General features: G+C 70.6%; 24 protein-coding genes and 3 pseudogenes. 12 read left to right on the top strand and 15 right to left on the bottom strand.

Features of this window, described 5'->3' with window-relative positions; genetic code table 11:
* Together dprE2 and IG90_RS0107780 are read right to left on the bottom strand one after the other, a co-directional pair.
* Window positions 1-765 (bottom strand): decaprenylphospho-beta-D-erythro-pentofuranosid-2-ulose 2-reductase, encoded by a 765-nt coding sequence (gene dprE2, locus IG90_RS0107785; protein WP_030579570.1) that lies wholly within the window; start codon window positions 763-765, stop codon window positions 1-3.
* A 74-nt stretch (window positions 766-839) separates the two neighbouring features.
* Complete coding sequence (locus IG90_RS0107780) at window positions 840-2,204, bottom strand: FAD-binding oxidoreductase (RefSeq protein ID WP_030579569.1); 1,365 nt, start codon at window positions 2,202-2,204, stop codon at window positions 840-842.
* A 172-nt stretch (window positions 2,205-2,376) separates the two neighbouring features.
* On the opposite strand from IG90_RS0107780, the gene IG90_RS0107775 reads away from it, so the two are divergent.
* Entirely contained in the window at window positions 2,377-3,342 is a 966-nt protein-coding gene (locus IG90_RS0107775) for a YihY/virulence factor BrkB family protein (protein ID WP_030579567.1), read from the top strand.
* Here the strand turns inward: IG90_RS0107775 and IG90_RS0107770 are convergent.
* Window positions 3,339-4,694 carry a D-alanyl-D-alanine carboxypeptidase family protein gene (locus IG90_RS0107770; protein WP_030579565.1) on the bottom strand — a complete coding sequence of 452 codons (1,356 nt, stop codon included), beginning with the start codon at window positions 4,692-4,694 and terminating at the stop codon, window positions 3,339-3,341. The genes IG90_RS0107775 and IG90_RS0107770 overlap by 4 nt on opposite strands.
* A gap of 133 nt (window positions 4,695-4,827) precedes the next feature.
* Between IG90_RS0107770 and IG90_RS47040 the strand changes: the two are divergent.
* Together IG90_RS47040 and IG90_RS0107760 are read left to right on the top strand one after the other, a co-directional pair.
* Window positions 4,828-4,902 (top strand): annotated as a pseudogene (locus IG90_RS47040) (SCO4848 family membrane protein); the annotation flags it as partial.
* Window positions 4,903-4,946: 44 nt separating this feature from the next.
* Window positions 4,947-6,695 carry a recombinase family protein gene (locus tag IG90_RS0107760; protein WP_245170709.1) on the top strand — a complete coding sequence of 583 codons (1,749 nt, stop codon included), beginning with the start codon at window positions 4,947-4,949 and terminating at the stop codon, window positions 6,693-6,695.
* 128 nt (window positions 6,696-6,823) lie between these two features.
* Here IG90_RS0107760 and IG90_RS45630 read toward each other — a convergent pair.
* A pseudogene (locus tag IG90_RS45630) lies at window positions 6,824-7,084 on the bottom strand (XRE family transcriptional regulator); the annotation flags it as partial.
* Window positions 7,085-7,395: 311 nt separating this feature from the next.
* Between IG90_RS45630 and IG90_RS47280 the strand changes: the two are divergent.
* Complete coding sequence (locus IG90_RS47280) at window positions 7,396-8,043, top strand: DUF7848 domain-containing protein (protein ID WP_459170900.1); 648 nt, start codon at window positions 7,396-7,398, stop codon at window positions 8,041-8,043.
* Here IG90_RS47280 and IG90_RS0107745 read toward each other — a convergent pair.
* A complete protein-coding gene (locus IG90_RS0107745) occupies window positions 7,941-8,180 on the bottom strand; it encodes an SCO4848 family membrane protein (protein ID WP_030579559.1) in 240 nt (79 codons plus the stop codon). The genes IG90_RS47280 and IG90_RS0107745 overlap by 103 nt on opposite strands.
* A 97-nt stretch (window positions 8,181-8,277) precedes the next feature.
* Between IG90_RS0107745 and IG90_RS44235 the strand changes: the two are divergent.
* The 3 genes and pseudogenes from IG90_RS44235 to IG90_RS0107730 all read left to right on the top strand — a co-directional run.
* Window positions 8,278-8,442 (top strand): annotated as a pseudogene (locus IG90_RS44235) (SCO4848 family membrane protein); the annotation flags it as partial.
* Window positions 8,443-8,475: 33 nt separating this feature from the next.
* The gene (locus IG90_RS0107735; RefSeq protein ID WP_030579555.1) at window positions 8,476-9,870 is read left to right on the top strand and encodes a metallophosphoesterase; all 1,395 of its coding nucleotides are present in this window, start codon (window positions 8,476-8,478) and stop codon (window positions 9,868-9,870) included.
* A 296-nt stretch (window positions 9,871-10,166) separates the two neighbouring features.
* Window positions 10,167-11,720 carry an ABC transporter substrate-binding protein gene (locus tag IG90_RS0107730; protein WP_030579553.1) on the top strand — a complete coding sequence of 518 codons (1,554 nt, stop codon included), beginning with the start codon at window positions 10,167-10,169 and terminating at the stop codon, window positions 11,718-11,720.
* Window positions 11,721-11,739: 19 nt separating this feature from the next.
* On the opposite strand, the gene IG90_RS0107725 is transcribed toward IG90_RS0107730, so the two are convergent.
* From IG90_RS0107725 to IG90_RS0107680, 10 genes are all read right to left on the bottom strand, one after another.
* Window positions 11,740-12,474, bottom strand: coding sequence for a TetR/AcrR family transcriptional regulator (locus tag IG90_RS0107725; RefSeq protein WP_030579551.1), 735 nt, complete (start codon window positions 12,472-12,474; stop codon window positions 11,740-11,742).
* Window positions 12,475-12,484: 10 nt separating this feature from the next.
* On the bottom strand, window positions 12,485-12,919 hold the full coding sequence (locus IG90_RS0107720; protein WP_033893872.1) for a thiol-disulfide oxidoreductase DCC family protein: 435 nt from the start codon (window positions 12,917-12,919) through the stop codon (window positions 12,485-12,487).
* Window positions 12,916-13,350 (bottom strand): hypothetical protein, encoded by a 435-nt coding sequence (locus IG90_RS0107715; protein ID WP_030579547.1) that lies wholly within the window; start codon window positions 13,348-13,350, stop codon window positions 12,916-12,918. Before IG90_RS0107715 ends, IG90_RS0107720 begins: the two co-directional genes overlap by 4 nt.
* Window positions 13,351-13,451: 101 nt before the next feature.
* Window positions 13,452-14,324: a hypothetical protein gene (locus tag IG90_RS0107710; protein WP_030579544.1), complete on the bottom strand. Its 873-nt coding sequence runs from the start codon at window positions 14,322-14,324 to the stop codon at window positions 13,452-13,454.
* 16 nt (window positions 14,325-14,340) lie between these two features.
* The gene (locus IG90_RS0107705) at window positions 14,341-14,943 is read right to left on the bottom strand and encodes a hypothetical protein (protein ID WP_030579541.1); all 603 of its coding nucleotides are present in this window, start codon (window positions 14,941-14,943) and stop codon (window positions 14,341-14,343) included.
* A gap of 140 nt (window positions 14,944-15,083) precedes the next feature.
* Window positions 15,084-15,860, bottom strand: a complete 777-nt coding sequence (locus tag IG90_RS0107700; RefSeq protein WP_030579538.1) for a succinate dehydrogenase iron-sulfur subunit — start codon at window positions 15,858-15,860, stop codon at window positions 15,084-15,086.
* Window positions 15,860-17,614, bottom strand: a complete 1,755-nt coding sequence (gene sdhA / locus IG90_RS0107695) for a succinate dehydrogenase flavoprotein subunit (protein WP_030579535.1) — start codon at window positions 17,612-17,614, stop codon at window positions 15,860-15,862. The genes IG90_RS0107700 and sdhA overlap by 1 nt, the downstream gene beginning before the upstream one ends.
* 29 nt (window positions 17,615-17,643) lie before the next feature.
* On the bottom strand, window positions 17,644-18,126 hold the full coding sequence (locus IG90_RS0107690; RefSeq protein WP_030579533.1) for a succinate dehydrogenase hydrophobic membrane anchor subunit: 483 nt from the start codon (window positions 18,124-18,126) through the stop codon (window positions 17,644-17,646).
* Between the two features lie 5 nt (window positions 18,127-18,131).
* Window positions 18,132-18,512 (bottom strand): succinate dehydrogenase, cytochrome b556 subunit, encoded by a 381-nt coding sequence (gene sdhC, locus IG90_RS0107685; RefSeq protein WP_073740310.1) that lies wholly within the window; start codon window positions 18,510-18,512, stop codon window positions 18,132-18,134.
* A 225-nt stretch (window positions 18,513-18,737) separates the two neighbouring features.
* Complete coding sequence (locus tag IG90_RS0107680) at window positions 18,738-19,286, bottom strand: 2-oxo-4-hydroxy-4-carboxy-5-ureidoimidazoline decarboxylase (RefSeq protein WP_030579531.1); 549 nt, start codon at window positions 19,284-19,286, stop codon at window positions 18,738-18,740.
* 557 nt (window positions 19,287-19,843) lie between these two features.
* On the opposite strand from IG90_RS0107680, the gene IG90_RS0107675 reads away from it, so the two are divergent.
* The 5 genes from IG90_RS0107675 (at window position 19,844) to IG90_RS0107655 (ending at window position 24,247) form a co-directional block, all read left to right on the top strand.
* Window positions 19,844-21,454, top strand: coding sequence for a family 20 glycosylhydrolase (locus tag IG90_RS0107675; RefSeq protein WP_030579529.1), 1,611 nt, complete (start codon window positions 19,844-19,846; stop codon window positions 21,452-21,454).
* Window positions 21,455-21,693: 239 nt separating this feature from the next.
* Window positions 21,694-22,428 carry a DUF4328 domain-containing protein gene (locus IG90_RS39240; protein WP_033893849.1) on the top strand — a complete coding sequence of 245 codons (735 nt, stop codon included), beginning with the start codon at window positions 21,694-21,696 and terminating at the stop codon, window positions 22,426-22,428.
* A gap of 108 nt (window positions 22,429-22,536) precedes the next feature.
* On the top strand, window positions 22,537-23,118 hold the full coding sequence (locus IG90_RS0107665; protein ID WP_030579526.1) for a hypothetical protein: 582 nt from the start codon (window positions 22,537-22,539) through the stop codon (window positions 23,116-23,118).
* Window positions 23,119-23,195: 77 nt separating this feature from the next.
* Complete coding sequence (locus tag IG90_RS0107660) at window positions 23,196-23,816, top strand: DegT/DnrJ/EryC1/StrS family aminotransferase (protein WP_233435955.1); 621 nt, start codon at window positions 23,196-23,198, stop codon at window positions 23,814-23,816.
* A complete protein-coding gene (locus tag IG90_RS0107655; protein WP_030579520.1) occupies window positions 23,813-24,247 on the top strand; it encodes an arsenate reductase/protein-tyrosine-phosphatase family protein in 435 nt (144 codons plus the stop codon). Before IG90_RS0107660 ends, IG90_RS0107655 begins: the two co-directional genes overlap by 4 nt.
* The last annotated feature ends 10 nt before the right edge of the window (window positions 24,248-24,257 follow it).

The raw sequence follows: 24,257 nt of genomic DNA, 5'->3' as shown, positions 1-24,257 counted from the left end.
TCACGACCGCCAGACCGGCAGCCGGCGGAACAGCGGGCGGGGGACGTGCCGCAGCGCCGCCATCACCACCCGGAGCGAACCGGGCACCCACACGGTCTCCGAGCGCCGCCGCAGCCCTGTGACGATCGCCTCCGCGACCTCCTCCGGGCCGGTCGCGAGCGGCTGCTCCGGCCGCCCCGCCGTGGCCCGGGTCCGGACGAAGCCGGGGCGGACGACCATCACCTGCACCCCGGTCCCCTGGAGCGCGTCGCCGAGCCCCTGCGCGAACGCGTCGAGGCCCGCCTTGCTGGAGCCGTAGATGAAGTCCGCGCGCCGGGCACGCTCCCCGGCCACCGAGGACAGCACCACCAGCGAACCGTGCCCCTGCGCCTGCAGTGCGCCGGCGCACACCAGCCCGGCGGAGACCGCCCCCGTGTAGTTGGTCTGGGCGACCCGGACCGCGGCCATCGGCTCCTCCTCGTCCCGCGCCTGGTCGCCGAGGACCCCGAACGCCATCAGCACCACGTCGATGTCGCCCTCCGCGAAGACCTTGCCGAGGGCGACCTCGTGGGAGGCGGAGTCCAGCGCGTCGAAGTCGACGGTCCGCACGTCCGCACCCCGGCCGCGCAGCTCGGCGGCGGCCGACTCCAGGGCGGGGGAGGGGCGCCCGGCCAGCCAGACCCGGCGGGTGCGCAGGGCGATGAGCCGGCGCGCGGTGGCCAGGGCGATCTCGGAGGTGCCGCCGAGGACGAGCAGGGACTGCGGGGCGCCGAAGGCATCCTTCACGGAAAGCTCCTGGTCAGATGAGGTTGGGGGAGAGCACAGGCAGAAGAGGTGGCTGGGAGCCTGTCGGGTGGCTCTTACAGCCCGAGCCGGCGCGACAGGTCGGAGCGGAACGCCCCCGTCGGGTCCATCCGCTCCCGCAGCTCCCGGAAGTCCGTGAGACCCGGGTACATCGCGGCCGCTGTCTCCGGCCGCATCCGGGAGTCCTTCGCCAGGCAGACCCGGCCCCCGGCGGCGGCCACCTCCTCGTCGACGCCGTCCAGGAAGCGGGACAGCCCGGGCAGGGCCGCGGGCAGATCCAGGGCGAGGGACCAGCCGGGCGCCGCGAACGACAGCAGGCCGGGGTCCGCCGCCCCGAACCGCTGGAGCACGGCCCGAACGGCGGGGCCCCGGCGCGCCGCGATCCGGCGTACCACCCGGTGCAGGGTCTCCTCCTGGCCGTACCCGACGGCGAACCGGTAGCTCACCAGGCCGCCCCGGCCGTACAGCGGACGCGCGTCGGGCAGGGCGTCCGAGGCGTGGAGGAAGGCGGGGACCGGGCGGAGCTCACCGGTCCGCGCGCGGGGCGCGCCGCGGTAGCGGACCTCGTTGTACAGGGCGACCGAGGCCGGGCCGAGCAGCCCGGCGGGCAGCGGCGGGAAACCGGGGAGCAAGAGCCGCCCTCGGGGCCCTCCGGAGCGCGAGGACTCAAGAGCGCGCCCCGCGTGCGCCGGGCGCACATCCAGGGTTGCGTGCTCCCCCCGGGTGAGGATCCCGCGCCCCGTCGCCCGGCCCCGGGCCGTCAGGTCGATCCAGGCGGAGCCGTACGGCAGCCGGTCGCCGCCCGCGGTGAAGCGGGCCAGCAGATCGTCCAGGTCCCCGGCGCGCTCGGTGGAGACGGACATCAGGGCAGTGGCGACGCGCCGGAGGCGGAGCGTGGCGCCCAGGATCACCCCGGTCAGCCCCAGCCCCCCGGCGGTCGCGTCGAAGAGGGCGGTGCCCGGCAGCACCGTACGCACCTCGCCGTCGGCGGTGAGCAGCTCCAGGGCGCTCACCTGCCGGGCGAACGACCCGGACCGGCGGTGGTCGAGGCCGGGCAGATCGGAGCCGACAGCCCCGCCGACCGTCACCCTGCCGGTCCCGGGCACGACCGGCGGGAGCCAGCCGAGCGGCAGCAGCACCCGCAGCAGCCGCTCCAGGCTCACCCCCGCGTCGCAGCGCACGAGGCCGGCGGCGGCGTCGACCCCGCCGATCCGGGCCAGGCCCGTGGTGTCGAGCACCGAGCCGCCCGCGTTCTGCGCCGCGTCCCCGGTCGACCGCCCCAGCCCGCGCGCGATGACGCCCCGGGGCCCGCGCCCCCGGACGACGGCGACCGCCTCCTCGTGCGTGCGGGGGCGGAACCGTACGGCGGTCGTCGGGGCGGTGCGGCCCCAGCCGGTCAAGGACACCGTGTCGACGGACATGAGGGTGACCGTATCGTCCGGGAAATCCCGTTCGCGGCATTGGTGAATTCGCTCACCGGAACGGGTGACGGAGCGAGTGTCAGCGAAGCGTGACGAGGATCCGCCGGACAGGTCCGGGAGAGTCCGGGGCGGGCCGCTGGTGTTCCGGGCCCAGGAGGGTACGCGTCACCTCATGGACTGGCTCAAGAAACTCCCGGTGCTCGGGCCCCTGGTCGCCCGGCTGATGAAGACGCACGCGTGGCGTTCGTACGAGCGGCTGGACCGGGTGCACTGGGCCAGGCTCGCGGCGGCGATCACCTTCATCAGTTTCCTGGCCCTCTTCCCGCTGATCGCGATCGGCGCGGCCGTCGCCGCCGCCCTGCTGAGCGACGAACAGCTGGACACCATCAAGGACAAGCTCGCCGACCAGGTGCCCGGCATCTCCGACCAGCTGGGCGTCGACGGGCTGGTCGCCAACGCGGGCACGGTCGGTCTGGTGGCCGGTGCGCTGCTGCTGTTCACCGGTGTCGGCTGGGTCGGCTCGATGCGGGAGTGCCTGCGCGCGGTCTGGGAGCTGGACGACGTCCAGGAGGCCAACCCCGTCGTCGCCAAGGTGAAGGACGCCGTGCTGCTGGTCGGCCTCGGCGGCGCGGCGCTCGCCACCCTGGCGGTCTCCGTCATCGGCTCGACGGCGGTCGGCTGGACCGCCGACCTGATCGGCATCTCCGAGGGCGGGGCGGGCGGCGTCCTGCTGCGGGTGGCCGCGCTGGCGGTCGCGGTCGTCGCCGACTTCCTGCTGCTGCTCTACCTGCTCACGCTGCTGCCCGGGGTGGAGCCGCCCCGGCGGCGGCTGATGGTCGCGGCCCTGCTCGGGGCGGTCGGCTTCGAACTGCTCAAGCTGCTGCTCGGCAGCTATATGAGGGAGGTCGCGGGAAAGAGCATGTACGGCGCGTTCGGCGTGCCGATCGCGCTGCTCCTGTGGATCAACTTCACCGCGAAGCTGCTGCTGTTCTGCGCCGCCTGGACGGCTACCGGCAGCAAGGGCGAGGAGGGCGAGGAGGGCGTGGAGGGTGCGGGCACGGCGCAGGACGCACCGCGGGAGGCAGGGACGGGGGATGCCGCCGGGGCCGTGGCGCCCGGCGGCTCGACCCGCGCCTAGGGCTTCTCGGCCGAGGCGGCCGAGGCGGCCGAGGCCTTCGGCTCGGTCGTTTCCGTGGGCTCCGTGGCCTTCGTCGGCTCCGTGGGCTCGACAGCACCGGTCCCCGCCGGGGCGCGGCGGCCCAGGCCGGGCAGCGGCCAGCGTCGGTTGACCAGGAACGCCCCGCCCGCCAGGAGCACCAGCACGCCGCCGATGATCGCCAGGGCGGTCCCGACCCCGCTGGAACCGTTCGAGGCGGCCGTGTGCGTGGCCTCCGCCTGGCCCTCCGAACCCTGGTCCGCGCCGGCGGCGGGTGCCGCGCCCTTGCCGCCGGTGCCGGTGTCCACGGACTTCGGCGGCACCAGCTGGCCGACCGGGGTCACCTTGCCGCTCGCGGCGAAGCCCCAGTCGAGCAGGTGGGCGGCCTCCTTGTAGACGGCGTGGCTCTCCTCCGCCGACGGGTTCATGACCGTGACCAGCAGGACCTTGCCGTTGCGCTCGGCGACGCCGGTGAAGGTGTTGCCCGCGTGGGTGGTGTAGCCGTTCTTGACGCCCGCGATGCCCTGGTAGGGGTCCACGCCGATGTCCCCGGTGATCAGCCGGTTGGTGTTCTGGATCTCGAAGGAGTCCCGCTTCTTCCCCTTCTTCTCCTCGCCGGGGAAGTCGGCCGACGCGGTCGCCGCGTACTCGCGGAAGTCCTTCTTCTGGAGTCCGCTGCGGGCGATGAGGGTCAGGTCGTAGGCGCTGGAGACCTGGCGCGGCGCGTCGTACCCGTCCGGCGAGACCACCACCGTGTCCAGGGCCTGGAGCTCCTCGGCGTGCTTCTGCATCGCGGACACCGTCTCCGGGATGCCGCCGTACATCTCGGAGAGCACGTGCACCGCGTCGTTGCCCGAGCGCAGGAACACCCCGAGCCACAGGTCGTGGACCGTGTAGGTGTGGTCCTCCTTGATCCCGACCAGGCTGCTGCCCTCACCGACTCCCGCCAGCTCACTTTCCGTCACCTTGTGCGTCAGGGTGGTGGGCTGGAGCGCGGGCAGGAGCGTGTCCGCGAAGAGCATCTTCATGGTGGAGGCGGGCGGTAGCCGCCAGTGCGAGTTGTGCGCCGCCAGGACGTCCCCGCTCTCCGCGTCGGCGACGATCCAGGACCGGCCCGACAGCTTCTTCGGCAGCACCGGCGCCCCCGGGCCCAGATCGACCTGGGTGCCGGCCTTGCCGAGCCGCTCCCCGCCGAGGCTGGACATCGTGCTCGGCGGCTTGGGCTGCTTGTCGTCGCTCTTGTCCTTGTCGGCCGCTGCGGCGGGACTGAGGAAGAAACCGGACAGCAAGGCGGCGGAAGTGACCGTCAGAGCGATCTTTTTCAGAGCAGGCACGGTCGGAAACGTACAGGGCGAAGATGTGGATGCGGAGCCGGACCGGCTGACCCGCCGCGGGGAACGCCGGGACGGCCCCGTTCGGACGCCACCCCGGGGGAGGAGGCCCAGGGGCGGCGGCGATACGGGACCGATGAAGCTCAGCCGCCGCGTGTCCTGGTTCCTGCTCGCGTTCGGAGTGTGGAGCTGGTTCATCTGGATCACTTTCCATATGTAGATAACCTGTAGAGACTCAATGACAGAGAAGATCAGGTGAGAGCCTTGACCCCTTTCGTTTCGCCCGTGGGAGCCGAGCGGCTGGACACCGTGCGGGTAGCCGTCTACGCCCGACAGTCCAAGGCGCGCCCCGACTCGTCCGAGGCGTCTCCGGAGGCGCAGGTCGCAGCCGGTGAGGCGCTGGCGGCGAGCCGGGGTTGGGAGGTCGTTCACACGTTCAAAGACGTCGGTAGGTCCGGTTGGGATCCCAATGCCGTGCGTCCGGCTTTCGAAGAGCTCATGTGCGCCGTGCGCGCGGGTGAGGTCGACGTGGTGGTGGTCAACGAGCTGTCCCGGCTGACTCGTAAGGGCGCACACGACGCCCTGGAGATCGACAGCGAGTACAAGAAGTACGGAGTCCGATTCGTCTCGGTCCTCGAACCGTTCCTCGACACGTCGAACGCGATCGGGGTCGCGATCTTCGCGCTCATCGCAGCCCTCGCGAAGCAGGACAGCGACATCAAGGCGGAGCGGCTGCGCGGGGCCAAGGACGAGATCAGGGCGGTCGGCGGCCGGCACTCCAGCTCCGCCCCGTACGGCATGCGGGCCGTGCGCGAGAGGATCGGCAATCTCGTCGTCCCCGTCCTCGAACCGGACGAGGACAACCCGGACCACGTGGCGATCGTCGAACGCATGGTGGAGATGTCGTTCGCCGGAATCTCCGACAACAAGATCGCGACGACGCTGGACTCGGAAGACGTACCCGCACCGGGCGAGGCCGCACGACGCGCCACCGAGAAGCGGAGGGAGTCCATCAAGAAGCGACGCGTGGCGACGGACGACAGCCCCATCCGGTGGCGTGCGCAGACAGTGCGTTGGATCCTCTCCCATCCCGCCATCGGCGGCTTCGCGAGCGAACGCGTGAAGCGGGGCAAGGCCTACGCGAACGTGATCGCCCGGAACGAGGCGGGGACGCCTCTGACACCTCACCGGGGTGTGGTGCCAGGAGCCCGGTGGCTGGAGCTCCAGGAGAAGCGGAGCAAGCGTGCCAGGACCGACAGGCAGCCCGGCGGAGAGGCCGCACCCACGCTCCTGAGCGGGTGGCGCTTCACCACCTGCGGAATCTGCACGGGATCCATGGGGCAGAGCAAGAACAACGGCGGACAGGACTACTACATGTGCTCCAACCCCAAGGGACACGGCGGGCTGAGCATCAAGCGCAAGGACGCCGACGACTACGTCGCCGGACGGGTGTGGGCACGTCTCGCCGGCGCGGACATGGACGACGGCAAGGACAGGGAATGGGTCGCCGAGGCGGCTCTCCGCTTCGCGATGCAGCGGGATCTGTCCGGAGTCCAGGAAGAAGGGCGCGAGACGGCGGCACACCTTGAGCACGTCCGGAACTCCATCGCCGAACTTCAGGCCGACCGCAAGGCGGGCCTCTACCGAGGCCGCGACGAACTGGCCATGTGGCGGGCGACGATGACGCAGTACCGGGCCTTCGAAGACCAGTGCACCGCCAGGCTGGAGGAGTTGAACGAGCAGACCACGGCAGCGATCCAGGTGCCGACCGACTGGTTCGAACCGGGCGAGGACCCCTTGGGCCCCGGTTCACCCTGGGCAGCCTGGGACGTCTTCAAGCGCCGTGAGTTCCTCGACCTCTTCCTCTCAGGAATCTCGGTCGGCCCTGGCCGGGACCCGGAGACCCGGAAGTACATCGCGATCGAGGACCGCTTGACGCTCCACTGGCGGCAGCTTGGGACGGAGGCCCAGGAGGAGGACGAAGAGACGCTAGCCGCCCTCTGACAGCCAGACAGGCCCGGTAGTCCCTCGCGGACCGCCGGGGCTTTGCTGTGTCTGCAGAGGGGCCGACCAGCGGGCGGAGCCCTGACGGTATGACGGGACTCCCGTGGATCCACTCCGAGGGCGGATCCCAGGGCGGCCCGCTGGTCGTACAGCGTGACCAGCTCCGGACTGACGGCCCGCGCGGCGCGTGCCTGTCTGAGCGCCGGCCACGGCGCGTGAACGTCCTCGCCCAGGGCCTCGGCGGCCTTGAGTGCGGTCACTCGTCTGGGAATGCGTCCTAGATTCACCCATCGCTCGACGCTCTTCGGATCAACCCCTTTCGCCTCGGGGAGAGTTGCGAAGGTCCACCCTCCGCCCGCCATGGTGAGGCGCAACCGCTCGTTTCTCATAGGGACGTTCTACCTGCTGTAGGACGTCCCAAAGTGGGCAACGTACGAGGTTCCTACGTCCCAGCGACCGGCGCGACGATCATCCCCGAACGAGACGAGGGGACAGCGACCATGGCGAAGATGCCCAGCGACACGGATGCCCGGACGGACGAGTACGCGACCTATGCCCCTGCCCGTGAAACGTGGCCCGAGTGCGAGCAGCCGTTCGGGTCTCTGGAGGTCTGCCGACAGGGCACTGTGGAACGGCAGTCCGGGCCGCCCGTCGTCGTGTACCGGCACCCCGTGTGCGCCGAGCCGTACAGGCGTGAGCGGTGAGCCGCGCTGTCTACGGGTACGTCGAGCACTCCATTCGCCATGAGCCGTCGGGCGGGGTGACGTACGAACTGTTCTGCATCGCCCCCGACTGCGAGGAGGAATCCGCCCCGCAGTCGGGGCAGGAAGCGGCGCAGGACTGGGCTCTGAGGCACACCGGCCTGAACCCCGGTCACGACCTCTTCCGGCGCGTCTTCACCGACCACGCCCGGGTGAGCCGCGTGGAACAAAACGGGTGCGGTTCCCGGTCCGCGCGCCGCACACCCGGATTTCTCACCCCTTCCGTGATCGCGGCGGTGCGAGACGACAGGGGTGGGAGGACAGGCCCCGCTCCGGACGCTTCGCCGCAGGAAGGGCGGGCGGCCGGGACGGGCAGCGAGACGGCGTGGGGTGTTCTTCGGGCACTCGCTGCCCGCTCGTCTGGGGCTGTGGTGGTCGCGCGACGCCGCCACTCGTCAGCCGGTCCGGCGGCGCGATCACCGAGTGGGACCACGCCTCAACGGCCCCGTCCGTGCGCTTCCCCGAGGCGCATGGGCGGGGCTTTCTACTTGCCCGCGTTCGCTCGTACGCCCCTCAGGCCGATCACGCCGACCGCTGTCCCTAGGATGAACGACGTCACGGCGAGCAGCAGGTGCACCCAGAAGTAGGCGGTCGGGTCGCCCGCGTCGTCGAAGGCGAGACCGCTCGCGTCCTTGTACAGGTTCCGAGCAAAGGTGATCCAGATCATCCAAGACCAGGCACCGAACGCGAGCAGGAACCAGGACGTGCGACGGCTGAGCTTCACGGGGTGCCCTTCCGGGGTAGGCGGGTCGGTCCTGCCAGTATCCGACCTGTGCCCCTGGCCGTGGCGGCTGGGGTCTGTACGCTGACGGTTACCTGTGCACCTGTGGCAGGACGGCAGCGGGCTCGCCTTCGACGACGCGGGCGAACCGACCGGGTACTTCTGGGTGCACCTGCTCCTCGCCATCACGTCCTTTCTTCTGGGGACGGCGGTCGGCGTGATCGGGCTGCGTGGAGTCCGGGGTTCGCGCGACAAGCGCGCATGACGACGGGAACGTGGGGAAGCTCGGATGGCGGCAGTGGTCTTCGCTCTGGTGGGGCTCGTCGTGCTGGCGCTGTTCGCCGCCGTGCACCGGTATCTGTGGCGGCGCTTCGTCGGTGACACGACGGCTCCGGGCAGCCCGCTGCGGCGGGCGGGCACCGTCGCCGCCTTCGTCCTGCCCCTGTCGAGCGTCGGTGCCATGACGTCCGGCCGGGCGGGCGCCCCCTTCTGGCTCCAGCAGGTGCTGGCCTGGCCGGGTTTCCTGTGGCTGGCCTGTCTGCTGTACCTGACGCTGGCGCTGCTCGTGGGCGAGGTCGTACGTCCGGTCCTCCTGCGGGTCCTCGCCCGGCGCGACGCGCAAAGCGGAACGGCTCCCGGAACCCTCACCGAGGTCACCGAGGAGACCCGCCCCCGTAGCGAAGAGCTGGTGCTCTCCCGTTCGTCGGCCGTATCGGCCCCCTCGGAAGCGGAGGGACGCGCGGCATCCGAACCCGCGACGGCCCCCGAAGCGGAGCCGGAAACGGAACCGTCGGAGAAAGCTGCCGGAGAAGCCCCGGCCGCCACCACCGGCCCGGCTCCCGCCCCCGCCCCCTCCCTCACCCCTGGCCCCTCCCGGCGGCTCTTCGTCTCCCGGGTCGTCGGCGGCGCGGCGGCCGCCGCCGGACTTGCCACCGTCGGGTACGGCACGTACGGGGGGCTGCGCGGGCCGAGCGTCAAGCGGATCACCGTCCCGCTGGCCAAACTGCCCCGCGCCGCCCACGGCTTCCGGATCGCCGTAGTCAGCGACATCCACATCGGCCCGATCCTCGGCCGCGCCCACACCCGCCGGATCGTCGACACGATCAACGCGACCTCGCCCGACCTGGTCGCCGTCGTCGGCGACCTCGTCGACGGGTCCGTCGCGGACCTGGGCTCCGCCGCCGAACCGCTGGCCGCCCTGCGCGCCCGGCACGGCAGCTACTTCGTCACCGGCAACCACGAGTACTTCTCCGGCGCCGGGCAGTGGGTCGATCACGTCCGCGAACTGGGCCTGATCCCGCTGGAGAACGCCCGGGTGGAGATCGAGGGCTTCGACCTCGCCGGCGTCAACGACCTCGCGGGCGAGACCGAGGGGCAGGGGCCCGACTTCGGCAGGGCGCTGGGCGACCGGGACCGGGGCCGCGCCGCCGTCCTCCTCGCGCACCAGCCCGTCGTCGTCCACGACGCCGTCGAGCACGGCGTCGACCTCCAGCTCTCCGGCCACACCCACGGCGGGCAGCTCTGGCCGGGCAGCCTCCTCGCCGGGCTGGTCAACCCCACCGTCGCCGGGCTCGAACGCTACGGCGACACCCAGCTCTTCGTCTCGCGCGGCGCGGGCGCCTGGGGGCCGCCGGTCCGGGTGGGCGCCCCGTCCGACATCACCGTCGTGGAGCTCGCCTCCCGTCAGGCGTAGGGCGTGTCCGGCGGATCGGGCTCTGGTTCCGTTGCGGGTGCGACGGTCCGGGGCCCCGGATCCGTCGTCATGGAATCCACACCGAAGGGTCACCGTCAGCTACGGAAATCCGCAGGTGGGGGGCAGGAAACAGCCTTTTCGGACAGGGGTGCCCGCACGTGTCCAACAAAAGGCTGTGAGTGCCCCATTTACTCTTCCAGATGTGAAAATCGTGTGATTGGGTGAGTGCGAACATGCGGCGATGTGCGCGTCTGAGCGCTACTGCCGAGGTGGGGCTGGTAAGGGAGAGCACGGCAATGCGGTCGGTCCGGGTACGGATTCTCGCGATTTTCGCGGTATTGGTCATCGCAGGCGTCGGCGCCTGGCAACTGCTCCCGTCGGGGAAGGCGAACACCGACGCGATCACGGTCGGGACATCGGACGTCGTCACCTCCCTCGACCCGGCCGGTGCGTACGACGCGGGTTCCTGGGCGATCTACAGCAACATCTACCAGTCGCTGATGACCTTCAAGCCCGGTGCCGTGACGCCGGAACCGGACGCCGCCGAGAGCTGCGGATTCGTCGGTCAGAAGCTCCAGACGTACCAGTGCAAGCTCCGTGACGACCTGACCTTCACCAACGGCCGCAAGATCACCGCCGAGGACGTCAAGCACTCCTTCGACCGGATCTTCACGATCAAGTCGGACGTCGGCCCCGCGGGTCTCTTCCCCACGCTCAAGTCGGTGACGACCGAGGGCCGCACGATCACGTTCAACCTGTCCGCCAAGGACGCGACCTTCCCGCAGAAGATCGCCACCGGCGCCGCGGCGATCGTCGACCCCACCAAGTACCCGGCGGACGAGCTCCGTCCGGGCAGCCAGGCCGACGGCTCCGGCCCGTACGTCCTCAAGGCGTACGAGGCGGGGAACCGCGCCGAGCTGGTGCCGAACCTGCGGTACAGGGGTGCGCTCAAGAAGACCGGCGAGGCGGTCACCATCCGCTACTTCAAGACCTCCGAGGACCTGCAGACGTCCTGGGACGGCGGCGAGGTGGACATCGCCCACCGTCAGCTGCCCTCGGAGACGCTCGCCGAACTGAACGCGAACGACCCGGACGTGCGGGTGACCGAGGCGGCCAGCGCCGAGATCCGCAACATCATCTTCAACTCCCGTGAGAACTCGCCGTTCGGGGACAAGAAGGTCCGCCAGGCGGTCGCCGCGCTCCTGGACCGGGGCCCCCTGATCCGCAAGGTCTACCAGGGCACGGTCGACCCGCTGTACTCGCTGATCCCCACCGGCTACATCGGGCACAGCACCCCGTTCTTCGACGCATACCCTTCCACCGACCCCCAGCGCGCCGCGCAGCTGCTGGAGCAGGCCGGGGTGGAGACGCCGGTCGCCATCGACTTCGCGTACCGCGAGGGCGACATGTACACCAAGGAGACCGCCGAACTGCGCCGTCAGATGGAGAAGGACGGGCTGTTCAAGGTCTCGGTCAAGGCCGTGGAGTGGACGAAGTACCAGAAGGAGTACGCGGCCGGTAAGTACGACATGTACACCGTCGGCTGGTTCCCCGACTTCCCGGACCCCGACACCTTCAGCCAGCCGCTCGTCGGCACCGGGAACGTCCTGCACAGCGGCTACTCCAGCAAGAAGATGGACCAGCTGATCGCCGCCACGCAGCAGTTCAGCGACCGCAGCCGGACCTCGAACGACTTCAAGGAGATGCAGTCCCTGGTCGGCGAGGACGTTCCCCTGCTGCCGCTGTGGCAGAAGAAGGACTACGTCGTCGCCAAGTCCGACGTCGCCGGCTCCCAGTACCTCTCCGACGGCACCGGCACCTGGCGCCTGTGGGAGCTCAGCTGGATCTGACCGGCCGGCCGGCCGGGGCTCAGGGGCGTTCCGCCCGGGCCCCGGCCGTCGCCGTACCCGGCCAGAACTCCACCAGCAGCGCGTGGATCTGCCGCACCAGCGGTCGCAGCACCCGGAACCGGGAGAGCGCGATCGCCCGTGCGGCGATCGGCGCGCTGCGCTCGACCAGCCGGCGGCTGCGCTCCGCGCCCTCGGAGCGGTCGTACACCCAGAACAGCACCAGCCCCATCTGCATCAGCCACATCAGCTGCGGCAGCAGCGGAGCCAGTTCCGGGTCGCTCCTGACCTCCGCCCCGGCGATACAGCGCTCGTGGATGGAGATCGCCGCGTCCCGGGCGGTCACCGAGTCCTCGGAGAACGGGGAGAGCGGACTGTCGGGATCGGCCGCGTTCTTGAAGAACTGCGCGGCGAAGCGGTGGTACGGCTCCGCCACGTCCAGCCACCCGAGCAGCACGCCCCTGATGCGTACGGTCAGATCACCGTCGCCCTCCAGCACGGGCCGGACCGCCGCCGCGTGTTCGCCGGCGATCCGGTCGTAGAAGCCCTGGACCAGGTGCTCCTTGGAGGAGAAGTAGTAGTAGGCGTTCCCGACCGAGACGCCCGCCTCCTGGGCGATGGCCCGCATCGTCGTCCGGTCGTAGCCGCGCTCCGCGAAGAGCCGGAGCGCCGTCTCGAGAATCAGCGTGCGGGTCTGCTCGCTCTTCGCGGCCTTGGCCGGCTTGTTCTCCTGCACGTTCTTCTCTTCCTTCACCACGGGCCCAAGGTTAACGGGGACCCCACGGCCCTCCGGGTGGGGCGCCGCACTCCCGGGCCCCGGGGGCGCAGGGCGGCAGAACCCTGGAGCGGTAGCGGGCGGCGGCCAGCACGGTGCCCCGGGCGAAGGGCCGGCCCGCCGGGGTGGTCAGCCAGTGGGCCCTGGAGCGGTACTCGGCGAGCGCCCACAGGCAGACGATCCAGGCCGAGGCCTCCCGGTAGACCTGCCCCAGGTCGCCGACCACGGTGATCTCCTGGAGCGTCGCCGCATGGTCCAACTCCGGGAACCGCCGCCAGGCCTCGGCCGATCCGGCCGGTACGAAGTCCAGCGGTACGAGCTGCCGCTGCCGCTGGAGCCAGTGCCGCAGGTGGACGCAGAGCGGGCACCGCGCGTCGTGGAGGACGGTGAGCCGGCGTACGGGGGCGGGCCCGGTCACCGGATTCACTGCCCGGGCGCGGGCGCTGCCCACTGGCCCTGGGGCCCCGGCGGCGTCCAGCCCTGCGGCGGTACGGGCGGGGTCTGTTCGCGCTCCAGGGCGCTGCGGCGGCGGATCCGGCTGAGCACCCACACGTTGCCCAGGTGCATGACGCCGAGCACCAGCAGGACCACGCCGACCTTCACCGAGAGGGCCTCGAACAGCTCGCGGGCGTCGGCCACCCCGTCGGCGTTCTTGAGGTAGAGCGTGACGAACCCGAGGTTGACCAGGTAGAAGCCCACCACCAGCAGGTGGTTGACGGCTTCGGCGAGCTTCTCGTTCCCGTGCAGCACATCGGCGAGGAAGATCCGCCCGTTGCGGCTGAGTGTGCGGGCGACCCAGACGGTGAGCGCCACGCTGATCAGCAGGTAGATGACGTACGCGACAACAGTGAGGTCCATGCCCCACCCTCCCTTGAACGCGTTCAAAAATGCTCGTGGGCATGACTGTAGACCCCTTCTTGAACATGTTCAAGAAGGGGTCTCGGTCTACAGAAGGATGATCAAAGAGCCTTGCGCTCGGCCGGTTCGGCCGACCCGGTCGGCTCGGGCCGTTCGGCCGGCTCCGTCAGCGCGTCGGCGATCTCCGTGCGCAACGCCTCGCCGTGCAGCGGTGTCAGCTCCGCGAGCGCCGTGTTCCACTCCTCGGCCGCACTCTCCACCGCCTCCCGGAAGCCCCGCGTCATCGGGCCCCGGGCGAAGAACAGCGCCACCGCGCCCACCGGCCGCAGCAGCCACCGCCCGCGCACGCCCAGCACCACGGAGACCCGCCAGGAACCGTCCTCGGTCCGGCGCGGGGTGACCGTCAGACGGGCCTTGCCCAGCCGGTGAACCGCCGTCCCGGCCACCGGGGGCCGGGCGGCCGGAGGTGCCGCGTGCGGCCGGTCCACCGCCGCCCACCAGGCGGCCAGATCGGCCTTGCCGCGCCCCGAGAAGCGGTACAGCGAACCGCCCTTCGGGTTGTGCCCGGACACGGAGAGCTCCAGGGCCCTCGGGGTCAGCGGATCGCGCAGCCGTATCTTCGCCCGGACGGAGAGCGACTCCTCCTCCATGAGGCTCTCCACCTCTATGGAGCGCAAGGGCCGCCACTCCCGCAGGACGGCCGCCTCCGACACCGGGGGAGCGTCCGAGGACGCGGGCGTCCGCTCCGTGCCGTCCGCCTCGCCCGGCTCCGGGACGCCCGCGTACCGGGCCCCCGGCTGCAGGTGACGTCCCTTCAGCAGCCGGACGCCGTCCACGGCCCGCCCGTCGGCCAGCAGGATCGCCCCGTCCTGCTCCCGGGAGGCGTCGAGGAGGCCCACCACGACGCCGGCGGCCTCCTCGAACCAGCCGCGGTCCAGGGCGGCGACGGAGACCGTGTGCTCGAAACGTGCCATGGGCGGGCTCCGTGACTCAGGCGCTCATGGAACGGGCCTGGTTGAGCTGGCCCATCACCGCGGGGAAGGTGTACGGACCCATGGCCGGGATCATCGTGGAGTGGTGCCGGCCGCCGCTGGTGACCGTGACCTGGATGAAGCCGGTGGTCCGCTTCTCCTTCATCAGCAGGAACAGCAGACCGATCAGGCAGAACAGCGCGAAGATGATCGCCAGCACGACCGCGTGCGCGGGGATCTTCTCCTCCGTGCGCGACATGTCCGTGGCCGTCCAGACCGCGCCCTTGAGCGGCATCGCCCCGGACGGGGTGACGATCGCGTCACTCATCACGGTGATGTCGCCGATCGACAGCACCGGGACGCCGCCGCCCTGGCCCGGCGCGCCCAGCGGCACCGGGAGGTACTGGCCGGGCATCGTCGGCTGCGCCGCGCCGGGGTACCCGTAACCGGGGCCGGGCTGAGCCGCGGACTCCGGCAGCGGCTGCGGATAGCCGTACGCCGGCGGGGCGCCCGGCGCCGGGTAGCCGTACCCCTGGCCGTCGGCCACGGTCGGCTGGTGGCCCGGCTGCTGGGGCGGGCCCCACTTGTACGCGTCGTCCGCGTACGGATTCGGCTCGCTCACGACGATCCCCGTTCTCTTTCGGTCTTCAGCTCCGCTGAACCGTACCGCCCGTGCGGCCCCGGCGCAGCAACAGGCCCCGCCCCCGGCAGCGATGAGGCTGAGGGGCGGGGCCTGTCGACGTAACAAGCGTTACGGAAGGGTCAGAAGCGACGCGTGATGAGCGCGCGCTTCACCTCCTGGATCGCCTTGGTGACCTCGATGCCACGCGGGCAGGCGTCCGTGCAGTTGAACGTGGTGCGGCAACGCCACACACCGTCACGGTCGTTGAGGATCTCCAGCCGCTGCTCGCCGGCCTCGTCGCGCGAGTCGAAGATGAAGCGGTGCGCGTTGACGATCGCCGCCGGGCCGAAGTACTGGCCGTCGTTCCAGAACACCGGGCACGAGGACGTGCACGCGGCGCACAGGATGCACTTGGTGGTGTCGTCGAACCGCTCGCGGTCCTCGGCGGACTGCAGGCGCTCGCGGGTCGGCTCGTTCCCCTTGGTGACGAGGAAGGGCATGACGTCGCGGTACGCCTGGAAGAACGGGTCCATGTCGACCACGAGGTCCTTGAGGACCGTGAGGCCCTTTATGGCCTCGACCGTGATCGGCTTGTCCGGGTTGATGTCCTTGATCAGCGTCTTGCAGGCGAGCCGGTTCTTGCCGTTGATCCGCATCGCGTCGGAACCGCAGATGCCGTGCGCGCAGGAACGGCGGAACGTGAGGGTCCCGTCGAGCTCCCACTTGATCTTGTGAAGGGCGTCGAGGACACGCTCCTTCGGGTCGATCTCGATCTGGAAGTCCTGCCACTGGACCTCGTCGGAGACCTCCGGGTTGAAGCGGCGGATCCGGAACGTGGCGGTGATGAACGGGGAGTCGGCGAAGCCGGCTTCGGGCTTCGCGGTCCCGTCGGTCTTGTCCAGGGTCGGGGTAGCCATCAGTACTTACGCTCCATCGGCTGGTAGCGGGTCGTCACGACCGGCTTGTAGTCGAGCCGGATCGACTCGGCGCCGTCGGCGGCCACCTCGCGGTACGCCATGGTGTGGCGCATGAAGTTGACGTCGTCGCGGTTCGGGTAGTCCTCGCGGTAGTGACCGCCGCGGGACTCCTTGCGGGCGAGCGCGGAGACCGCCATGACCTCGGCCAGGTCGAGCAGGTTGCCCAGCTCGATGGCCTCCAGCAGGTCGGTGTTGAACCGCTTGCCCTTGTCCTGGATGGACACGTCGAGGTACCGCTCGCGCAGCTCGGCGATCTTGTCGACCGCCGTCTTGATCGTCTGCTCGGTGCGGAACACCATCACGTTGGCGTCCATGCACTCCTGGAGCTCCAGGCGCAGGGTCGCGACGCGCTCGGTGCCGGTGGAGGTCCGCAGCCGCTCGACCTGGTCGGCGACCAGCTGGGCGGGGTTCTCCGGCAGCTCGACGAAGTCGGTCTTCGCCGCGTACTCGGCTGCGGCGATGCCCGAGCGCTTGCCGAAGACGTTGATGTCGAGCAGCGAGTTGGTGCCCAGGCGGTTGGCGCCGTGCACGGAGACGCAGGCGACCTCGCCGGCGGCGTACAGGCCCGGGACGACGGTGGTGTTGTCGGCCAGCACCTCGCCCTCGACGTTGGTCGGGATGCCGCCCATGGCGTAGTGCGCGGTCGGCTGGATCGGGATCGGGTCCGTGTAGGGCTCGATGCCGAGGTACGTCCGCGCGAACTCGGTGATGTCCGGGAGCTTCGCGTCCAGCTGCTCCGGCGGCAGGTGCGTCAGGTCCAGGTACACGTGGTCACCGGCGGGACCGCAGCCGCGGCCCTCCCGGATCTCCGTGTAGATGGACCGGGAGACGACGTCACGGGACGCGAGGTCCTTCATGACCGGCGCGTACTTCTCCATGAAGCGCTCGCCGTCCTTGTTGCGGAGGATGCCGCCCTCACCGCGGGCGCCCTCCGTCAGCAGGATGCCCATGCGCCAGATGCCCGTCGGGTGGAACTGGAAGAACTCCATGTCCTCCAGCGGCAGGCCGCGCCGGTAGCAGGCGGCCTGGCCGTCACCGGTCAGGGTGTGGGCGTTGGACGTCACCTTGAAGAACTTGCCGGTGCCGCCGGAGGCGTAGATGACCGACTTCGCCTGGAAGACGTGGATCTCGCCGGTCGCCAGCTCGTACGCGACGACGCCGGAGGACTTCTTGACCCCGTCGACCTCGGTGATCAGCTGGTCCAGGACGTAGAACTCGTTGAAGAACTCCACGCCCTCCTTCACGCAGTTCTGGTACAGCGTCTGGAGGATCATGTGACCCGTGCGGTCCGCGGCGTAGCAGGACCGGCGGACCGGGGCCTCACCGTGGCTGCGGGTGTGACCGCCGAAGCGGCGCTGGTCGATGCGGCCCTCGGGCGTCCGGTTGAACGGCAGGCCCATCTTCTCCAGGTCGAGGACGGCGTCGATGGCCTCCTTCGCCAGGATCTCGGCGGCGTCCTGGTCGACCAGGTAGTCGCCGCCCTTGACCGTGTCGAAGGTGTGCCACTCCCAGTTGTCCTCCTCCACGTTGGCGAGCGCGGCGGCCATGCCGCCCTGCGCCGCGCCCGTGTGGGAGCGGGTGGGGTAGAGCTTCGTCAGCACGGCGGTACGGCTGCGCTTGGTCGACTCGATGGCCGCGCGCATGCCGGCGCCGCCGGCGCCGACGATGACGGTGTCGTACTTGTGGATCTGCATGGTTTCCTCTGGTCCCTCTGTCCCGGCGCCTAGCGGATGTTCGGGTCGAAGGTGAAGATCACCAGCGTGCCCAGCAGGACGGTGAACACCGTGGCGGTGTACAGGAGCATCTTCAGCCAGAAGCGGGTGTTGTCCCGTTCGGCGTAGTCGTTGATGACCGTACGGAGGCCGTTGGCGCCGTGGAGCATGGCGAGCCACAGCATCGTCAGGTCCCAGACCTGCCAGAACGGCGAGGCCCAGCGGCCCGCCACGAAGGCGAAGCCGATCTTGGAGACACCGCCGTCGAGCACCAGCTGGATCAGCAGGTGGCCGATGACGAGGACGACCAGGACGATGCCCGACAGGCGCATGAAGAGCCAGGCGTACATCTCGAAGTTGGTGCGCGAGGCCTTGGGTGTCTTGCCCGTGCGCTTGCGCGGGGGCTCGATCACCGGGGCCGGGTGGTCGACGTCGTAGAGGCTCACGCCTTCGACGTCGCCGATCGCGGCTGCGGAAGAAGTCTCGCTGGACATGGGCCTCAGCTCCCGAATACGTCGCGTACGGCGTGACCGAGGACGGGGTACAGAGCCCCGACCATCAGCACGATCCAGATGCCCACCACGGTCCAGAGCATCTGCTTCTGGAGTCGCGGGCCCTTGGCCCAGAAGTCCACGGCGATGATCCGGAGACCGTTCAGCGCGTGGAAGAGAATCGCGGCCACGAGGCCGTATTCGAGGAGCGCGACGATCGGCGTCTTGTACGTGGCCACGACGTCGTCGTAGGCCTCGGGGGAGACGCGGACGAGAGCGGTGTCCAGGACATGTACGAACAGGAAGAAGAAAATGAGGACACCGGTGACTCGATGAGCCACCCAGGACCACATGCCTTCCCGGCCGCGGTACAGCGTTCCAGCCGGCACGGAAGAACCCTCCGGGAGCGGGGATTGGGGTCGGCCGGCTTGACTGTCGGTCTGACCCGGCCGGGTACGGTCCACCGGCCCCGGCCATCGTAGCGACGCATTGTCGGTTCGTTCGCGCCGGGGCCTCTGGTGTGATCAAAGTGGCAATCAAACAGGCACGTACGGGCTAGAGCGACCCTGCCGCGCCTGGCCCGCGGGCCCCTGCCGCCCGGGGCCCGCGGGCCACTACCGCGGCGGGTCCGCGGTGACCAGCTCGACGATCCGGCTCCGGGCGAGTCGGCGCAGCTCCTCGGCGGTGACCGCCCGCTCCTCGTCCGGGTCGTGCGCCAGCCGGCCCCGGATCCCGGCCAGCACCTGGTCCACGTGCTGGGAGGGTTGACAGGCGTCCAGACAGATCACGAACGCGTGGCCGAACCTGCTCTCGTACGCCGCGTGCGCGGCCCGCAGTGCCAGATGGGCGGCCCGGGGGGCGTCGTGGTGCAGGCAGGGGGCCGGCTCCGAGGCCAGGGCCTCCGCGATGTCCTGGGGCGCGAGGTCGTAGCCCGCCTCGTTGGAGGCGGCCAGTAGGGAGCCGAGATCCGGGTAGGGGCGGTGGGCGGCCATCCGGTGCGCCCAGCGGAGACTGCCGCAGCACTCCAGGAAGGCCGCCTCGGCGGCGGCGAAGGGAAGACTGTTGAAATGAGCCAGGCCGACGGCATGATCGACCGGCGGCCCGCCGCCGGGCGGCGCTCCCGGGCCGCCGGCCGGAACCGGGTGGCGCGGCTGCACGGGCACGGCCGACGGGCCGGCCGGGGGCGCGGATCGCTTCGGCAGGCCGGCGGGGGACTCGCTGGACCTGGACAGCGTGGACTCCTCGTATCAACGACATCTATGAGGTCGACGGCAGCTATGGAGGTCAAGGACGGCTATGGCGTCAGCGACACCCGTGACGTCAGCGACACCCGTGACGTCAGCGACACCCGTGACGTCAGCGACACCCGTGACGTCAGCGACACCTGTGACCCTGTGGCCCCGAAAAAGAGGCTTCTGTCCCTGAAAGACAGGCCTGAGTGCAAAGAGGTTCCGTGCTGTGGGGGTGAAGCGAGAGACGAATGTGCGGCAACGCCAGCGAGATCGGCCGGCGGCTGCCCGGCGGGCCGACGAAGAATCACCCGAACGGGAGAGTTTCGGAACGCGTGATGGACGTCTGACCTGCACCGGCGGGGGCTCAGTTCGATCCCCCGAAGCTCCCGATGGGCGAGGCCACGGCAAAAATGCCAACCTTGCACCCTATTCACTCGCTTCACCCGCTCTTCACCCTTACCTGCCCCTTCAATGGAGGAATCTGCCCGATGTCGCCCACGCGTGGTGCCCTTGTCACCGGCGCGGCTGTCACGGCCGCAGCCGCCGTCGCCCTCACCGTCGTCGTCTGGCCGGAGGGATCCGGCAGCGGACCGTCCGGCGACACGGCGTCGCCCTCCGGCACCTCCGCCGAGGCCGCCGCCCCGTCGCCCTCCCGCAGCTACCCGATGTCCAGCACGCCGAGTGTGATCCCGGCGGTCCGCGAGCACACGGCGGCGCGCGGGCCGGGCTGGCAGCCGGGCAAGGACAGTACGGTCGTCATCGCCCAGGGCAGCCAGGTGCTCGCCGACGAGGCGGAGCTGCTCGCCAAGGAGCTGAAGATCCGCTACCGGGGCGCCCGGCCGGCGCGGACCGGAGACGTCGAGCTGGCGCTCGGCGCCAAGGACGCGGGCCCCACCGAGTCGTACACACTCACCGTGCGCGACGCGAAGGTGAAGATCACCGCACCCGACGAATCAGGCGTCTTCTACGGCACCCGCACACTCAAGCAGTCGCTCAAGGCGGACCGGACGGTGCCCGAGGGCGTCGTCAACGACCGGCCGGACAGGCCGCAGCGCGGGCTCAACCTCGACATCGCGCGCAAGCACTACAGCGCGGAGTGGATAGAGGACCGCATACGCGAGATGGGCGACCTCAAGCTCAACCAGCTCGGCCTGCACTTCTCCGACGACCAGGCCTTCCGGATCGAGTCGAAGTCCCACCCCGAAGTGGTCTCCGACGAGGCCCTCACCCAGGACGAGGTCCGCCGCATCGTCAGCCTCGCCAACAGCCGGCACATCGAGGTCGTCCCCGAGATCGACTCGCCCGGACACCTCGGCGCGGTGCTGGCCGCCCACCCCGACCTCCAGCTGCGCAACACCGCGGGCGTCGAGTCGAAGGGGTCCATCGACATCTCCAAGCCGGGCGCGGCCAAGCTCATCGACGAGCTCCTCGACGAGTACACCGAGCTGTTCCCGGGGAGGTTCTGGCACCTCGGCGCGGACGAGTACCAGGCGCTGACGGTCCGGAACCCGGCCGCCTCCTACCCCCAGCTCCAGCGGGCCGCGGAGGAGAAGCACGGCTCCGGCGCCACGGTCGAGGACCTGGCGACCGGCTGGCTGAACGACCGCGCGGCCGTCGTCGTCCCGAAGGGCCGGACCGCCAAGGCCTGGAACGACGGGCTGTTCCGGGGCACGAAGGTCAAGGCCGACGAGAACATCGAGATCGAGTACTGGACCGGCAAGGAGATCGGCGCCCGCCCGCCGCAGGAGTACCTCGCCGCGGGCTACGAGATGCTGAACCTCAACGACGAGTTCCTCTACTACGTGCTCGGCGAGCCCAACGAGTTCGTCTACCCGACCGGCGAGCGGATCTACGAGCAGTGGACCCCGCTGGTCCTGCGCGGCACCGAGCCCGTGGCCGAGCGGTACTCGCCGCAGATCCTCGGCGGCCGGTTCGCCGTCTGGGGCGACCTGCCGAACGCGCAGACCACCCAGCAGGTGGCGAACGGCATCAGGATGCCGTTGGTGGCGACCTCGCAGAAGCTGTGGGATCCGCGCAAGCCCGCGCTGAGCTGGGCACAGTTCCAGGAACTGGCGAAGCGGACCGGCAGCGCCGGGTGATCGGGAGGACGTTCCCCGGCGGCTCGTAAGCCCGTGGACAGCACACCTGTCCACGGGCTACGGTCCGCCGACCGCGCGCTCCTGGGGAGGGACGTGGGGTCACCCACCGATTTCACGTCTGTCCCACGTCTCGTCTCGCGCCCTGGGGGGACCTCTCCATGCTCTGCACCCGTTGCCGTATCAGAACGGCCGTGACCGACGACGGCCTGTGCACCTTCTGTTCGTAAACCCGGCCCCCGCTGCCCGACGGCTCCCCGGTCTCCGGACCCGGTGGCTGGGGCGTCGGCACCTGGCCGCGCTCGCCCGTCGGCCTGTCCCGGGCGGTGACGGCGCTGCTCGGCGTGGTCATCGCCACCGACCTGTTCGCCATCGGCACCGGACTGCGCCTGCGCCTCTTCTGGCACCGGCTGGCGACGGAAGGCGCACCGGACGTCCATCGCGGTGACGGCCGCCTCGCCGAGCGGCTGTACGGCATCGCGGGCCTCGCCCAGGGCGCGGCGCTGGTGGCCACCGCCGTCGTCTTCATCGTCTGGTTCCACCGGACCCGCCGGAACGCCGAGGTCTTCGACGCGGGCGTGCAGCGGATGGGCCCCGGCTGGGCGGTGGGCGGCTGGTTCGTCCCGGTCGCCAACTTCTGGTTCCCCTACCGCGTCGCGAGCGGCGTCTGGGAGGCCAGCGCGCAGACCCGGTCGGACGGCGGCTGGCGCACGGTCCCCCGGACCCCGCTCAACCTCTGGTGGAGCGCCTGGGTCGCGGCCCTCCTCTCCTCCCGCGTCACCGGGCGCCTGTGGGAGCGGGCCGAGGAGCCGGAGGAGATCGCACGGGCCGCGGGCCTGGTGGCGGCCTCCGACACGCTGGACATCGTCGCCGCGGTGCTCGCGATCCTCTTCGTCCGCGCCGTGACCCGGATGCAGGTCGAGCGGGCCGCGCACGCCGTGGCTCCCGCCACGGCGGTCCCGGGCGTTCACCCGTAACGGCGGCACCGAAGCTCCGAAGTGACGACCGCTCCGAAGCGACAGTCGGTCCGAAGTGACGATTTTCAGCCATTCGGCGCAGTATCCGGTAGACCGAGGGAGACGTCGATGAGTCTGCTGGAACTGATCGAGCGAGCCGACGAGCGCACGCTCGCAGCCAGTGCCGTGGCCTGTCTGGACCGCTGCCTGCCGCTGCTGTCCGGGCCGGCGGGGGCGGAGCCGCTGCGCCCGCTCTGGGCGAGCTGCGAGGAGGGGCGAGAATGGGCCATGCGCCTCGCGGCCGTCCGTACGGCGATGGACCACGAGTCCGTGGCCGACGGGCAGGCCGCACGCGTGCGGGCCATGCTCGGCGCCGCCCCCTCCGACTTCGCCCCCGTGCCGCTGCGTGAGTGGGCCGACGCCTGCTCACTGGTCGCGCTGAGGCTCCACGGCCGGTTCGACGCCCCGGACGGGGACGCCTCACCGGACGAGGAACACCTGCTCGAAGCGGCCCGCAGCGGTGAACCGGCCGCCGTGGGGCCACTGGTCGCGGGCGAGCTGGAACGGCAGGTCCGCATCCTGGAGATCCTCGCCGAGACCACCGGCACGGCGGGCAGCGGCGCCGGCCTCCGCAAGGCGCTGGACCTGTCCACTGAGGGCCGCCGGGTCCTGCGCGCGGTGATGTCACGCCGGGCCCGCGGGCGCGGCTGACGGCAACGGCGGAAACGGGTCGGGGGTGGAGCGCGAGAAGGTACGCCCCTGCCGCCGGGCACCGGACGACGTCGTACGTGGAACGGGGTGGCCCTGGTCGCCGGCGCTGCTCGCGTGCCCGTTCGCCTGTCAAGAATCTGACCTGCGGCCAAGGCGGGGCCGTCATCCCTCGTACGCCCGAGGAGGCCGCCGTTATCCGCCGACTCCGCGCGCTGGGCGTCACGCAGAGCGAGCGCGCTGAGATCACCAGCTACCAGGTGGAAGGCTTCGGCTTGCGGTATCAGCTCTCGTCCATCAACGCCGCCATCGGGCTGGCGCAGCTCGACCATTTCGACACCACCGTGCGCGCCCGGCGTCGCCTATGGCGCACCTACAGCGATGCCCTGCACGCACTGGAGGGGGTGACGCTCGTCGACGTCGACCTCGACCACACGGCGCCGCACCTGTGTCAGGTCCGCGTACCGCACCGGGACAACGTATTCGCCCACCTACGGGCCAGGAACATCGGCGTCGGCGTTCATTACCCGCCCAACCACCTTCAGCCCGCCTTCGCACGCTGGAGGCGCGACTTGCCCGCTACCGAGCGGGTCAGCCGGGAAATCCTGAGCCTGCCCTTCCACCAGCACCTCACCGAGGCAGACGTCCACCGAGTGGTGGCCGCCCTCGGACACGCGCTCAAGGCCACGGGCGGCGCATGATGTCGAATCTGCTCACCGTGTGTCTGGGGAACTACTGTCGCAGCCCGTTCGCCCAGCTTGCTCTCGCCCGGCGGGGCGGACCACGTATGTCCGTCCGCTCGACCGGGCTGATCAGCAAGTGGCAGGACCAGCCCGCCCATTCCGCCATGATCAACGCCGCCCGGCGGCTGGGCTACGACCTCACCGCCCATCGCGCCCAGCAGATCACCGTGGACATGCTGGACTGGGCGGACTCCGTCCTTGCCATGGACGCCTCCGTGCTCACCACCCTCCGGGCAGTCGGCGGTCCGGAGAACGAGAACAAACTGCGCCTCTACCTCGGCGACCGGGACGTACCCGACCCGATGGGCCAGGACGATGCCGCGTTCAACGAGTGCGCTGTGCTCATCGAAGCCGGCACCGCCCTCCATATCGGCGGACGATTCACGTAGCCCACTCCGG

This window comes from Streptomyces anulatus (genome assembly GCF_000721175.1).
Classification (GTDB): Bacteria; Actinomycetota; Actinomycetes; order Streptomycetales; family Streptomycetaceae; genus Streptomyces; species Streptomyces anulatus_C.
Note: the sequence above shows the minus strand (reverse complement) of the source record. Positions and strands in the feature narration are given on the sequence as shown.

Bases quoted from the DNA above. Each gene is read 5' to 3' on its own strand.
- IG90_RS0107780 (WP_030579569.1), bottom strand. From the start codon at position 2,204: ATGTCCGTCGACACGGTGTCCTTGACCGGCTGGGGCCGCACCGCCCCG.
- IG90_RS0107775 (WP_030579567.1), top strand. From the start codon at position 2,377: ATGGACTGGCTCAAGAAACTCCCGGTGCTCGGGCCCCTGGTCGCCCGG.
- IG90_RS0107730 (WP_030579553.1), top strand. From the start codon at position 10,167: ATGCGGTCGGTCCGGGTACGGATTCTCGCGATTTTCGCGGTATTGGTC.
- IG90_RS0107715 (WP_030579547.1), bottom strand. From the start codon at position 13,350: ATGGACCTCACTGTTGTCGCGTACGTCATCTACCTGCTGATCAGCGTG.
- IG90_RS0107710 (WP_030579544.1), bottom strand. From the start codon at position 14,324: ATGGCACGTTTCGAGCACACGGTCTCCGTCGCCGCCCTGGACCGCGGC.
- IG90_RS0107700 (WP_030579538.1), bottom strand. From the start codon at position 15,860: ATGGCTACCCCGACCCTGGACAAGACCGACGGGACCGCGAAGCCCGAA.
- sdhA (WP_030579535.1), bottom strand. From the start codon at position 17,614: ATGCAGATCCACAAGTACGACACCGTCATCGTCGGCGCCGGCGGCGCC.
- IG90_RS0107690 (WP_030579533.1), bottom strand. From the start codon at position 18,126: ATGTCCAGCGAGACTTCTTCCGCAGCCGCGATCGGCGACGTCGAAGGC.
- IG90_RS0107675 (WP_030579529.1), top strand. From the start codon at position 19,844: ATGTCGCCCACGCGTGGTGCCCTTGTCACCGGCGCGGCTGTCACGGCC.
- IG90_RS0107665 (WP_030579526.1), top strand. From the start codon at position 22,537: ATGAGTCTGCTGGAACTGATCGAGCGAGCCGACGAGCGCACGCTCGCA.
- IG90_RS0107655 (WP_030579520.1), top strand. From the start codon at position 23,813: ATGATGTCGAATCTGCTCACCGTGTGTCTGGGGAACTACTGTCGCAGC.